The sequence below is a fragment of the Pseudorhizobium endolithicum genome, assembly GCF_902153245.2.
Taxonomy (GTDB): Bacteria; Pseudomonadota; Alphaproteobacteria; order Rhizobiales; family Rhizobiaceae; genus Neorhizobium; species Neorhizobium endolithicum.
In genome coordinates this window covers 64762-77158 of record NZ_CABFWF030000011.1, presented here as the reverse complement: position 1 = coordinate 77158, position 12397 = coordinate 64762, and the positions used below count along the sequence as shown (strand labels likewise).

Here is a 12397-nt window from a genome sequence, read left to right as displayed (position 1 = left end):
TCTGGCGATCGTTATTTCTCGATCTGCCGTGTCCATCGGCGGGACCAGTCGCTGCGGCTGGCGTTCACCTGGGTCCAGTCGACGGCGATCAGCTTGCCAACCGCTTCCCGTCCATAGGGCACCGCAGCTGCCGTCTCGGGATCAAGCACCGTATCGCGATTGGACGGTCCCCAACCGGCTTCCCTTGCCAGTGCTGCCTGGACTTCGGGATCATAGAAGGCCTGCAGAAGCGACTGGACGAGCTCGGGCGCCTCGGTTCCGACGATCGGGCAGATCGTAGTCTGCAGGGCAATGGCGCCTTCCCGAGGTGTCACGAACCTGACAGGGAAGCCCGATTTGGCGAGAGAATGACTGCGGCCACTTCCCCAGACGGCAATGCTCACTTGACCGGTCTGCAGCAGTTCGGAGATCTTTCCCGACGAGGTTTCGAAGCTGAAGACGTTGTCTGCGACCTTTTCCTCGAAAAAGTCGAAGGCGGGCTCGATGTCGTCCGACTTGAGGGCGCGCTGCAGTCCCAGAAGCGTGTGCAGACCATAGCTGTTGGTGATCGACGGCACGAGCAAGCGGCCCTTGTAGCGCGGATCTGCAAGATCTAGCCAGGATGCCGGCGCCGGCAGAGCTTCCGCGGCGAATGTCTCCACATTGTAGGCAAAGCCGGTAGCTACGAAGCCGATGCCGAGGGAATGGCCCTGGCCATTGGCCTTTGCCAGCGGATAGAGGCGCTCCATGGCGGGAAACGGATTGATCTCGTCGCACAGGCCAAGGTCGACCGCCTGCTGCATGGGACCGTCATCGAGAATGGCGAGATCGATCTGCTGATTGCCGGACTGTGCCTGCAGGCGCGCAAGGTTCGCCGCAGAGGTGCCGGCGATATATTCGATCCTGACCTTGTGACGGAGCGCGAAAGGCTCAAGCACATGCGTCTTGATCGTCGCTTCGGAGGTTCCGCCATATCCCGCAACATAGAGGGTCGTGTCTGCCGACTGAGAACGGGCGATTGCAGGGGCCGTAAAGAAAAAGGCAGCAAGAATGAGCGTCGCGCACGGCCTGCCGCCGCGGCGATTTGAAAGCATCCGCATATGTAGTCTCCCATTTTTTTCCAAGGGTGAGGTTGCCGTGGGGGTCCGGCAGTGTCAAAGTCGAAAAGGGAACGGATCCATTCACCAAATCTATGGACGGGCTATGCCGCCCCTGAATGTTCGCCAGCTGGAAGCCTTTCGAGCCACGATGCTATGCGGCTCGGTGACAGGTGCGGGAGAGATGCTGCGCCTGACCCAGCCAAGCGTCAGCAAGCTTCTGTCGCAGCTCGAGGCACATACGGGGATACGGTTGTTTGACCGGGTTCGCGGGCGGCTCGTCCCGCGCGCTGAAGCCAATGCCCTATTCGAAGAGGTCGATAAAGCCTTTGCAGTCCTTGAGGAGACCGCGCGCAATGCCCGTCGCCTCTCGCGCGGTTCGGCCGGGCATCTGCGCATCGTTGCCACCGCGGCACTTGGTCTTGATACGCTACCCCAGGTAATTGGTCGGTTTCTCTCCGATCGCCCCGAGGCGACGGTCGAGTTCAATATCCGCAGCTCGAGCTATGTCGAGGAATGGGTCAGTGGTCACCGCTGCGACCTCGGCTTGTCGACAGCCCAGCCGAAGAGGGATTCCGTTGCGTCCGAAGTCCTGGTCTCTGCGCCGGCCGTCTGTGTGCTTCCGGCCGGCCACAGGCTGGCAGGATCACATTCGCTACGCCCGGAGGATCTTAAGGAAGAGCGCTTCATCTCGCTGAGTAGGGAAACCGAACTGCGCGGAAGGATCGATGCCGTCTTCGACATCAGCGGTGTCGATCGGAAGAACGTGGTCGAGAGTGGCTATGCATGCTCTGCCTGCGCGCTCGCCGCAGCAGGTGTCGGCGTAACCGTCGTCGACCCGTTCACCGCGCTCGCCGCCGCCAGGACCAGCGGGATCGATGTCGTGGCGTTCAGCCCCGCCATCCCGTTCACCATCTACGCCCTCATGCCGCGCCACAAGCCGCAGCCGGGTCTGCTCGTCTCCTTCATGGATGACTTAAGAGCCGAGGCAGCTAGTGCCATCGATCACCTCGCCCAGATGCTGGACGGCGTTGATGATCGCGGGGAAGGTGGGGGCCGAGTCAGCGGGTGAGAGCCCCACCCTCGTTGCGGCTGCTCTATTGTTCTTGGCACGGACGATCTCTTGTGCTTCTGTTCGAACGCCGCGCGAGCCTCGGTCGGGGAGCCCGCAACGTATACAAAAGGCTTCGGCTGAAGGTTGCGGGACCCAATCCCATTGGGTTTCCACTCCCCGATCAGAGCGCGCAACCTTAGGCCGTGACCGCATAAACGGGGTTCATCTTCGTAACGGTGTGTGATTCAATCTTCGCGAAAGGAGATTGCCATGCGCCGTCACGAATCGAGCGACGAAGAGTGGGCCGTCCTCGCGCCGCTTTTACCGACCAATCGCCGTGGGATCAAAAGAGTTGATGACCGCCGAGTGATCAATGGCATCCTATGGCGGTTTCGGACCGGTTCATCGTGGCGGGATATGCCCGAACGATAGGGCCCGCGTACCACGCTCTACAATCGGTTCTCCCGATGGCGCAAAGTCTGGATCAGCTCGACCTGGATAAAGCCGGCATTGGCGAGCGCGACGGAATTGTGGACCTCGTAGCGCTTTCCCTCGTAGGTGTAGTCCTCGATCGGCACCTTTGCGTTGTAGTGCCATGGCCCTACGCCCATCGTGCCGAGCCAGTAGGCCATTGCAACCTCGATATCGTCAACGACATACTTCCAGAGCTTAAGTTCAATGAAGCTGACCATGTCGTGACCATAACGAACGCAGCGGGATAAGCGCACATCGCGGCACCTGCCCATGACGTCAGGTAAGCGGGTATTCCACCCCCTCACGATGAAGCTCGGCAACACCTGGTTAAGGTTTTCTTTCTATTAACGGTCCCGGTTTGATCGCTCATAAATGGTGTCGCGTAGTATGCACGAGCATCCTCGAATTTCTTTCCCCAACAATCAAATCGACCAGGCTGGAGAGGATCCATCCGCCGTCACCACTTCACCAGCCTCTGCTAAAAGTCTGCCTGATGTGAAGACGTCGCCGGATCCGGTGCACGATGCGATTATCCTTGATCCGGAACAGTTACCGCGGTGGCAGCGTCCATTCGTACTCAAGCCCAACGTCCGCTTTACTCGCACTCCGGGAAGGGCGAGGCCCGAAGATGTGGAATCGCAAGATCGGCAAACTGCGAACGTGGGCTTAACATCTGGTTTGACCGAAACCGCTGAGGCAGTCTCACCAGCTCGAGAGCTACAGCATCGCGTCGAGCAGGCCATTGTCGGCACTGTGACTCCCGCGCTGGACGTGCGTCTCAAGAAGGAAGCAAGCCTCGCGCGGGGTTCATCCGAGCACGCCGACGCTCATGCTCAAGCTGCCGCGGCCGCCGCGAACTTTGTGGAGATAGAAAAGCAGGACGTTCCTGGTGGTCTAAACCTGGGGAAGCTTCCAGAGCCGCCAATGGCTAACGGCAGACGATCACAAGAAGAGCGAGTGGCGCGGGCAATTCCGGATCACCTCTTTTGGGAGATGCTTAGCTTGGGGACCTCAGGTTTGGATCTCGACAAGCATCAGGAGCGACAGCCGACCACGACTTTCGCGCGACCGTCGATGCCACATCCAGTTCTCACGACGCCTCGGCCGCAGCGGCTCATTCAAGCTCCTGAAGTGACAGCGACGCGTTTGGAGGAGGGGAGCTCTTCCCATGATGCTCCGGCACAGCTGGCATCTCCCTTGGCTTTTTATCGACAGGTCGAAGTTCGGCCCCAGGGAGCTGACAGCGCCGTAAGCAGATCACCCTTTAGCACTACTCCCGGCCACCGTCTTGAGCGGCATCCGCCGGCTTGCAGCGACAGCCCCAACCTTCGTCGCGTCAGGACGGCGTCATCCGGCACCGACGCTTTCGATTATCTGTTCCCATCCATCGATTTCTTGCAGCCCGCAAGAGCGATCCCTGTCGGTGAGATGAGTCAGGAGGCTCTTGAGAAGAGCGCCGGTCTGCTTGAGAGTGTTCTGGAAGATTTTGGCGTCAAGGGCGACATCATTGATGTCTGCCCCGGTCCGGTCGTAACTCTATATGAGTTTGCGCCTGCACCTGGCGTGAAATCCTCGCGCATCATCAATCTGTCGGATGACATCGCCCGATCCATGTCTGCCTTGTCTGCGCGTGTCGCCGTCGTGCCGGGGCGTAACGTCATCGGGATCGAGCTGCCTAACCCGCAACGAGAGACGGTCTATCTTAGAGAGCTATTTGAAAGCGAAAGCTACATGAGCACGGACCAACGCCTGCCCCTTTGCTTGGGAAAGACGATTGGCGGTGAACCCGTCGTTGCTGATCTTGCCAGAATGCCGCATCTGCTCGTCGCAGGCACAACAGGGTCTGGCAAGTCAGTCGCCATCAACACGATGATCCTGTCCTTGCTATACCACCTCAGGCCGGACGAATGCCGCCTCATCATGATTGATCCGAAAATGCTGGAGCTGTCGGTCTATGATGGTATTCCTCATCTGCTTACACCTGTTGTGACGGACTCCAAGAAAGCTGTACTTGCGCTCAAATGGGCGGTCCGTGAGATGGAAGAGCGATATCGCAAGATGTCGCGTCTGGCAGTGCGCAACATCGACGGGTTCAATCAGCGCGTGGCAGAAGCCCGTAGCAAGGGCGAGACCATCTACGTCAGCGTCCCCTGTGGGTTGGACAGAAGCACTGGTGAGGAGTTACTCGAGCAGCAAGAGTTGGATCTTCAACCACTGCCTTACATCGTCGTGATCGTCGATGAAATGGCAGACCTCATGATGGTCGCCGGCAAGGAGATCGAAGGTGCCATTCAGCGGCTCGCGCAAATGGCTCGTGCGGCCGGCATTCATCTTGTCATGGCCACTCAACGTCCGTCGGTAGATGTCATCACCGGCACAATCAAAGCCAACTTTCCGACCCGGATTTCTTTTCAGGTCACCTCAAAGATCGACAGTCGCACTATCCTGGGCGAGCAGGGTGCAGAGCATCTGCTTGGCCAAGGGGACATGCTGCATATGATGGGTGGCGGCCGCATCTGCCGCGTGCACGGACCCTTTGTGTCCGATTACGAAGTGGAGAGGGTTGTCGCCCACCTGAAGGCACAGGGACGGCCATCTTATCTTTGTGGAGTGACCGAGGAGGCTGATACGGAGACGGATGAGGCGGAAGATGCCGTGGTCTTCGATCAAACCGAGGCGGGTGAAGACGGAGGCGCTGATGAACTTTACGATCGAGCGCTGAAGATCGTGCAACGTGACAACAAATGTTCGACCTCCTATATCCAACGAAGATTGTCGATTGGCTATAATCGCGCTGCTTCTCTCGTTGAAAGGATGGAACAGGAAGGTCTGGTGGGGCCTCCAAACCACGTTGGCAAACGCGAGATCCTGGGGCTAAAGGCGCAGGCCGATCCGCAAGCTTAATTGCATGTTGGTGTCGGCCGCAAAATAAAGCTGCAGCTGACGGCTTAACGGCAACCTGCGCGACAGGTCCTTTTGATGAGAAAAGGCGCTATGCCAGGAGCCGTGCATGGGAATACCCTGCATCGGATGTCCGAGCTAGCACGCACCGTTGAGCAGTCACCGAGAGCAATCGAGCGCCGTCCGCAAAGGCGGGTTCAAACCCTGATCAGTCGGCGCCCGACGAGCAGATCGATTGGATGTCGCCAACGCGCCCAAGCTTCTGGAGGGATCTGGAAGGTTAACACAATTAAGGATGTCGATGTCGCCGATGCCCGGCAAGATCATCGGGGGCTTATGCCAAGATCAAGCTGCTGAAGGCACCAATCCTCGCGGATCTGCACCAGGTCATGGATGTTTGCTCTATCGAGCGTTGCAGCAGCTGCAAGTTTAAGCGATTTCGTCAGGAGGGCGCGCTCCATCGAGCTTCGGTCGAAAATCGATCCTTTTACCAGGATCGCCTTAAGGCCAATCAAATGTCCCTCGGCGCCAGTCACTGCCTACGCCCGTTCATGCACAGGGACTGAAGAAGCATCTGGCGGGCCTGTTTCCGGCACCTTGGCCAGTGTCATGACCAGGTCGTCCTGAACCGCAGCCACGTGTTCCGCCAGGAAGCGGGCAGCATCTTGAAATCGGCCTGAACGGCACAGCTGAATAAGGTCCGCATGCTCCGTCATAGCCCTTTGCATGGCAGCCGGATTCGACAACTGGATCCTGGTATAGCGATCACTTGTCTCCAGGAGCGAAGTTACGATTTGGGCGGTTCTTGGTAGATTTGCACGGTGATAGAGGGCTAGATGAAGATCTGCGTTTAACCGACCGTATTCATTGACAGCATTGGCGGAGATGGCCTCAACATAATTGAGGTGCTTGACCTGCAGACGTTCGTAGTCCTCATCGGTCAGTTGGGGCGCCGACGCCAGCAAAAGGCGCGGCTCCAGTAGGATGCGAAGCTGAAATACATCCTCGATCTCTTCACGCGAAAGGTGGGATACCACTGCCCCTTTCTGCGGCATGATTTTGACCAGTCCTGCTGCCTCCAGCTGAAACAGAGCCTCTCGAATCGGAATCCGACTGACGCCATAGGCCTCTGCCAAAGCGTCCTGTCTGAGCTGGGTTCCCGCTTTGTAGCGCCCCGACAAGATGTCCTGGCGGATTTCTTCCAGGAGCGCCGCCGACAGCGTTCGGTGTTTGAAAGATGGTTTCACAAAATCATCCAGCTGGGCATTGACATCGCGAAATGTATAAAATCTACTTTATATGAAAACAAGGGGGACAAATGAGAACAGGATCGGTTGCAAATGTGAAGACACCGGCCGCACCCGTCCGTCTTGTGGTCGGTCTTTCGGAAGCCGTACTCGTCTTCGAAAAGGTCTTGGCAGGGGCCTTCATGGCGCTGGTGCTCGGGCTAATTCTGCTCAACGTGATTACCCGCTACACCGGCGTGCCCCTTTACTGGGTCGATGAAGCCGCAGTGTACGCCATGGTCTGGCTCGCATTCGTCGGCGCCTCGGCTCTCACGCGACTTCGGCTGGATTTTTCCGTGACTTTGCTCTCCGACAAGCTGTCGGAGGTTCATGCCCGGCGGCTAAAGGCGGCCGCAAGCCTGTTTATCGCCGTGTTCGCCTTTGCTCTCGGCTATATGTGCTGGCGCTGGATGGATCCACTTGGCATTGCCGCAGCTGGTTTCGATGCCAAGGCCTATGCCGGTCAGACGTTCAACTTCCTGTACACGGAACAGACGCAAACGCTGCGTTGGCCCACCTGGATGGTCAGCCTGATCATCCCGATCTTTGCGGCGACGATGCTGATCCATGGACTTGCAAATCTTCTAGAGGATTTGGGCTTTGCTCCAGTACGCTCACGGCCGGGATTTGACCATGCGGAGGGCGTGAACTGATGGTGACGACCTCCGCATTCCTTTTGCTGATGCTGATCGGGGTGCCAATCGGGCTGTGCCTGATGCTTGTCAGCATGATCTACATTCTCGACAGCGGGAATATCCTCCTTTTCGAAAGCTTGCCGGTTCAACTGTTTGGCGGCGTCGACAATTACGGATTGATCTCCATTCCGCTGTTTGTGCTGATCGGCGAGGTGATGAACGGCGGAGGGATTACGCGCCGGATCATCGACATGACGATGGCCTTCATTGGCGCGCTGCGCGGCGGGCTGGCCTATGTGAATCTGTTCGCCAACATGTTTGTGGCCTCGATATTGGGTTCAGCTACAGCGCAGGTAGCTATCATGGCCCAGATGATGGTGCCGGAGATGGAAAAGGCAGGCTACGACAAGACATTTGCGGCCGGTCTTACTGCCTATGGCGGCATGTTGGGCCCGATCATACCTCCGTCAATCATGTTCGTCGTCTATAGCGTGCTCGCCCAGGAACCCGTCGCTGACATGCTCATGGCAGGCATGGTCCCCGGCATCCTGATGACGGTGATCTTCTGTGTCGTGATTGCCTTGATGGGTTTCATTTACAACTACCCGAAGGCAGAGAAGCAGCCGATGCGAGTGCGCGCGAAGATCGTCCTCGATGCATTGCCGACACTGCTCATCCCCGTGATCATCGTTGGCTCCATCCTGGCTGGTATTGCAAATCCGACGGAAGCCGCAGCTGTCGGCGTGGTGGCAGCCTTCGCCGTTGGGCGTTACTGGATCGGCGATTTGTCTTACGCGGACATTCCAAAGATGCTGCTGCGCTCGGCAATCTATTCGGCAGTGGTACTGTTTCTCGTGGCCGCAGCGGCAGTGTTCTCCTGGGTTCTGGTTTACGGAATGGTGCCGCAGAAGGTTGCCGCGTGGGTTCAGACGGTGGCGTCTGATCCCATCACCTTCATGCTGCTGGTAAACGTCATCCTACTGGTTATAGGCACGGTCATTGATGGCGCTCCGGGGCTGATCATGACGGTGCCCATCCTGCTCCCGATCGCGACGGAAGTGTACGGCATTGATCCAATTCACTTCGGTGTGGTGGTTGTTATCAATCTGGTTCTGGGCTTTCTGTCGCCGCCCGTTGGGCTGTGCTTCTTCGTGGCGTCAGCGGTGACTGGTGCAAAGCCTGGCAAGATGTTTATCGTCACATTGCCGTTCTTTGCCGCGTCATGCGTACTGCTGGTCCTTCTTTCGATCTTCCCCCAGCTCTCCACCTTCTTTGCCGGGTAGCCGACAACTCCAGAGGATAAGACAATGAACATAACCCGTCGAACAATACTTCGCAGTGCCGCGATCGGTGCGGCGGTACTTGGCACGCCCTTCATTGCGCGTGCCCAGGAAAGCCGGACCCTCCGACTAGGTATCACCACGCCCCCAGGGCATCCGTGGAATAATGCCGCCTTGAAGGTCGGCGAGATGCTGAAGGCGGAGACCAATGGTCGCCTGAACATAGCCGTGTTTCCGGCCAATCAGCTCGGCACCGAGGCTGCCATGTTGCAGCAGATGCAGGCCGGTTCGCTGGACCTTGGCTGGATCATGACGGCCGAACTTGGATCGCGCATCCCGTCAATTGCAGCGATCAATGCGCCATGGGTCGTGGATTCCACCGCAAAAGTGGCGAAGCTGGTCCGGGATCCGATCGCCATGCAGATGCTAGATGTCCTTCCCGCCGAGACCGGCACGATCGGGCTGGCCTGGGGCATCACCACGATGCGCGTCGTGTTTACGGCCAAGGAGATTGCGGGGCTTCAGGATCTCAATGGCATGAAGCTGCGCATAAACACGACGCCCGCCTATAAGGACTTTTATGAGTTGCTAGGTGCCGCGCCGACACCAATCCCGACGCCGGCGGTTTTCGATGCGATGTCGAACGGTCAGGTTGACGGGCTGGAAGCTGATCTGGAGTTCTCCTGGAACCAGCGTTTCGACAAGGTCTCGAAGACCATGCTGAAGATGAATGCCATCTTCATGCCATGTGTTGCGCTCGCATCGGGACGCATGTGGCAGCAACTGCCGGAAGCCGACCGCGAACTGATTTCGCGCCTGACCAAGTCGGCGCTCGACGAGCAGATCGACGCAACGGTCGCCAACGAGTCCAAGCTTCTGGAGGAGTTTGGGAAGGTCATCACGATCAAGGATGTCGAAGTCGCCGATGCCGGCAAGATCATCGAGGCTTATGACAAGATCTGGTTGCCGAAGGCACCCATCCTCGCTGATCTGCGCAAGGTTGGCGCGTCGCTTTAAGACAAGCAGAGCCGCCCGCTCGTCGGGCGGTTCCTTTCCGGCCACTCGGCCTCCTGGTTGAATGACAGACAGGCGAGGCGCTTTCTGTCCCGGGACCGGAGGAGCTGCGGCTCATAGACCGATACGGCTATGCTGCGCATCTCAGGCTGTCCACGAAAGCCATCAAAGACGCTTCAGGCAGGCAGACTTGCCCAAACCGGTTTGCCCAAGGTGGAAGGGTTCGCATCTGCTGGAGCAGAGGTCAATGCTGACCAGCACGCGGCTACGTGCCCGCAAAGGCGATAGCCGGCAGGCCACGACGGACGTGGTGCGGCCCTATGATCATTCTGCACGCTATATCCCGGAATCTGTCGCCGCTGCACTTGACGCGACGGCAGCGTCGATCGATTGATGGGCCGCCGTCGGGTGTATTTTAAGTGTCGACAAGAGGTTTATCGATGACCGATACCCATTCCCCTCCACCGCCCGGACGTAAGCGAGGCTCTGGCGTCAAGACGGTTTACGACCTTCTTCGAAACGAAATTCTGGATCTCAAGCTCGCCCCTGGCAGTCCCATCGACGAGGTACAGCTTGCGGAACGCTTCCAGATGTCGCGTACCCCGATCCGCGAAGCGCTCGTGCGGCTGGCGGGCGAAGGGCTGATCGAGACGCTGCCCAATCGCTCGACCATGGTATCGAACATCGACTTCCTGAACCTGAGCCCGTTTTTCGACGCCCTTGTGCTGATGTACCGGGTGACGACGCGGCTCGCGGCCCAGAACCATCGGCTCGAAGACCTGCCCATCATCCGCCGCCATCATCTAGATTACGCTGCGTCGGTGGAGGCGCGGGACGTGCTGGTAATGATCACAACCAATGCCACCTTCCATGCGGCCATCGCAGAAGCGGGCCGCAACCCCTATTTTACAGGCCTTTTCCAGCGGTTGCTGGACGAGGGGAGGCGGATCCTGCGCCTCTACTACAGGTCTTATGACGAGCAGTTCCCGCAGCACTTCGTCGAGGAACATGCGCAACTCATTGCGGCAATCGAAGCACGAGACGTCGAGGGAGCCGACCGGCTTGGCAAGGCCCATGCGGAGCAGATCGTTGCTCAGGTGCAAAAACTGTTCAGTCGCAATGGCGGGCTCGACATCACATTATAGCCCTTGTATAATAATTGTCGACAACATGAATGCAGATTGATACCTGGGATTATCGGAAGGGAGGCCTTTGGCGTCCTTCCAGCCGACGGTCCATTTGAATCGCTAGAAGGAGAGTGACGTGAAGGCCAAGATTTTTTCCGGTGTCATCCCCGCGCTGATGACCCCTTGCAAGGATGATCGCACCCCGGACTTCGATGCGCTTGTCCGCAAGGGGAAGGAACTGGTCGAGAAGGGCATGTCGGCCGTCGTCTATTGCGGATCCATGGGGGACTGGCCACTGCTGACCGATGAGCAGCGCATGGAAGGTGTAGAGCGGCTGGTAAAGGCCGGCGTTCCCGTCATTGTGGGAACCGGCGCCGTCAACACGGGCTCCGCCGTCGCCCATGCGGCCCACGCCCAGAAGGTCGGTGCCCGGGGTCTCATGGTCATTCCCCGCGTCCTGTCCCGAGGTTCGGTCATGGCGGCTCAAAGAAGCCATTTCAAGGCGATCCTCTCTGCGGCTCCTGATCTGCCCGCGGTCATCTACAACAGCCCCTACTACGGCTTCGCCACTCGTGCGGATCTCTTCTTCGCACTGCGCGCCGAGCACCCCAATCTCGTCGGGTTCAAGGAGTTCGGCGGAGCGGCCGACATGCGTTATGCGGCGGAGAACATCACCAGCCGTGATGATGACGTGTCGCTGATGATCGGGGTCGACACCTGCGTCTTCCAAGGTTTCGTCAACTGCGGCGCGACCGGCGCCATCACCGGGATAGGCTGTGTCCTGCCGAAGGAGGTGCTGCACCTGTGCAACCTCGCTCAAGGCGCCGCGAAAGGTGATCCGGATGCCCGCCAGCGTGCGTTGGAACTGGAATCGGCGCTTGCGGTCCTGTCCTCCTTCGATGAGGGGCCAGACCTTGTCCTTTATTTCAAACATATGATGGTTCTGAAGGGCGACAAGGAATACACGCTGCACTTCAACGAGACGGACGAACTGTCGGAGAGCCAGCGCGGCTATGTCGAGAGCCAGTTGAAGCTATTCGACAGATGGTATGCGCAGTGGAGCACGTTGCCGGGCGCCGTGCAGACGTACAAGGCGTAGACACGTCCTCAGAAAGGGTCGGCCCTGCGAGGAGCCGGCCCTTTGCCAGATGGAACATCCCAGGAAGCTCGCCAGCCACAACGGCTTCCGGCTTCCAATTGCCTCACAACCTGACCCTGCGAAACTGCTGCTTCCCTTGTTGGTAAAGTGAGCAGTTTCCGATCCCAGCCGCAGTTCCGGCTAGTTACCCTGGTCAATTAGCATGAGGGCGACGCCTTCACCTCCGGCATCAGACCGCGCCTAGACTAGCAGCTGAACCTCGTCCCCGAGACCTTTGACGGCTATGTCTGGAAACCGTATCGAAGCGATAGGCCTTTGTTAATCCATGGCTGACCCGGAAGCTGGTGGCGGCTTCCGCGGGCAAATGGGGGAAATGTGGATCTGGAAGCTTCCACATTTCCGTTAGGGGCTATCCGGGAGAGAGCCTTCTTGTCACGCTGCAGCTGATTGA

General features: G+C 58.4%; 11 protein-coding genes and 1 pseudogene. 9 read left to right on the top strand and 3 right to left on the bottom strand.

Annotated features, from left to right (window positions below):
* Positions 1-11: 11 nt before the first annotated feature.
* Positions 12-1079: an ABC transporter substrate-binding protein gene (locus RTCK_RS08345; RefSeq protein WP_211181444.1), complete on the bottom strand. Its 1068-nt coding sequence runs from the start codon at positions 1077-1079 to the stop codon at positions 12-14.
* A gap of 103 nt (positions 1080-1182) precedes the next feature.
* Between RTCK_RS08345 and RTCK_RS08340 the strand changes: the two genes are divergently transcribed.
* Together RTCK_RS08340 and RTCK_RS08335 are read left to right on the top strand one after the other, a co-directional pair.
* Positions 1183-2148, top strand: a complete 966-nt coding sequence (locus RTCK_RS08340) for a LysR substrate-binding domain-containing protein (RefSeq protein ID WP_185927957.1) — start codon at positions 1183-1185, stop codon at positions 2146-2148.
* 252 nt (positions 2149-2400) lie between these two features.
* A pseudogene (locus RTCK_RS08335) lies at positions 2401-2559 on the top strand (transposase); the annotation flags it as partial.
* A 20-nt stretch (positions 2560-2579) separates the two neighbouring features.
* Here the strand turns inward: RTCK_RS08335 and RTCK_RS08330 are convergent.
* The gene (locus tag RTCK_RS08330; protein ID WP_142592473.1) at positions 2580-2822 is read right to left on the bottom strand and encodes a VOC family protein; all 243 of its coding nucleotides are present in this window, start codon (positions 2820-2822) and stop codon (positions 2580-2582) included.
* A gap of 169 nt (positions 2823-2991) precedes the next feature.
* On the opposite strand from RTCK_RS08330, the gene RTCK_RS08325 reads away from it, so the two are divergent.
* Positions 2992-5508 carry a DNA translocase FtsK gene (locus RTCK_RS08325; protein ID WP_142592472.1) on the top strand — a complete coding sequence of 839 codons (2517 nt, stop codon included), beginning with the start codon at positions 2992-2994 and terminating at the stop codon, positions 5506-5508.
* A 536-nt stretch (positions 5509-6044) separates the two neighbouring features.
* Here RTCK_RS08325 and RTCK_RS08320 read toward each other — a convergent pair.
* Entirely contained in the window at positions 6045-6752 is a 708-nt protein-coding gene (locus tag RTCK_RS08320; protein ID WP_142592470.1) for a GntR family transcriptional regulator, read from the bottom strand.
* A gap of 71 nt (positions 6753-6823) precedes the next feature.
* Between RTCK_RS08320 and RTCK_RS08315 the strand changes: the two genes are divergently transcribed.
* The 6 genes from RTCK_RS08315 (at position 6824) to RTCK_RS08290 (ending at position 11946) form a co-directional block, all read left to right on the top strand.
* Positions 6824-7444 carry a TRAP transporter small permease gene (locus RTCK_RS08315; protein WP_142592469.1) on the top strand — a complete coding sequence of 207 codons (621 nt, stop codon included), beginning with the start codon at positions 6824-6826 and terminating at the stop codon, positions 7442-7444.
* The gene (locus RTCK_RS08310; RefSeq protein WP_142592468.1) at positions 7444-8709 is read left to right on the top strand and encodes a TRAP transporter large permease; all 1266 of its coding nucleotides are present in this window, start codon (positions 7444-7446) and stop codon (positions 8707-8709) included. Before RTCK_RS08315 ends, RTCK_RS08310 begins: the two co-directional genes overlap by 1 nt.
* Before the next feature lie 24 nt (positions 8710-8733).
* The gene (locus RTCK_RS08305; protein ID WP_142592467.1) at positions 8734-9723 is read left to right on the top strand and encodes a TRAP transporter substrate-binding protein; all 990 of its coding nucleotides are present in this window, start codon (positions 8734-8736) and stop codon (positions 9721-9723) included.
* 244 nt (positions 9724-9967) lie between these two features.
* A complete protein-coding gene (locus RTCK_RS08300) occupies positions 9968-10114 on the top strand; it encodes a hypothetical protein (protein ID WP_185927956.1) in 147 nt (48 codons plus the stop codon).
* Between the two features lie 46 nt (positions 10115-10160).
* A complete protein-coding gene (locus RTCK_RS08295; protein WP_142523274.1) occupies positions 10161-10865 on the top strand; it encodes a GntR family transcriptional regulator in 705 nt (234 codons plus the stop codon).
* 118 nt (positions 10866-10983) lie between these two features.
* On the top strand, positions 10984-11946 hold the full coding sequence (locus tag RTCK_RS08290; protein WP_142592466.1) for a dihydrodipicolinate synthase family protein: 963 nt from the start codon (positions 10984-10986) through the stop codon (positions 11944-11946).
* The last annotated feature ends 451 nt before the right edge of the window (positions 11947-12397 follow it).

What these genes read in the sequence shown, in the direction of transcription:
- RTCK_RS08345 (WP_211181444.1), bottom strand. Translation starts at nt 1,079, where the DNA reads ATGCGGATGCTTTCAAATCGCCGCGGCGGCAGGCCGTGCGCGACGCTC.
- RTCK_RS08340 (WP_185927957.1), top strand. Translation starts at nt 1,183, where the DNA reads ATGCCGCCCCTGAATGTTCGCCAGCTGGAAGCCTTTCGAGCCACGATG.
- RTCK_RS08330 (WP_142592473.1), bottom strand. Translation starts at nt 2,822, where the DNA reads ATGGTCAGCTTCATTGAACTTAAGCTCTGGAAGTATGTCGTTGACGAT.
- RTCK_RS08325 (WP_142592472.1), top strand. Translation starts at nt 2,992, where the DNA reads ATGCACGAGCATCCTCGAATTTCTTTCCCCAACAATCAAATCGACCAG.
- RTCK_RS08315 (WP_142592469.1), top strand. Translation starts at nt 6,824, where the DNA reads ATGAGAACAGGATCGGTTGCAAATGTGAAGACACCGGCCGCACCCGTC.
- RTCK_RS08310 (WP_142592468.1), top strand. Translation starts at nt 7,444, where the DNA reads ATGGTGACGACCTCCGCATTCCTTTTGCTGATGCTGATCGGGGTGCCA.
- RTCK_RS08305 (WP_142592467.1), top strand. Translation starts at nt 8,734, where the DNA reads ATGAACATAACCCGTCGAACAATACTTCGCAGTGCCGCGATCGGTGCG.
- RTCK_RS08300 (WP_185927956.1), top strand. Translation starts at nt 9,968, where the DNA reads ATGCTGACCAGCACGCGGCTACGTGCCCGCAAAGGCGATAGCCGGCAG.
- RTCK_RS08295 (WP_142523274.1), top strand. Translation starts at nt 10,161, where the DNA reads ATGACCGATACCCATTCCCCTCCACCGCCCGGACGTAAGCGAGGCTCT.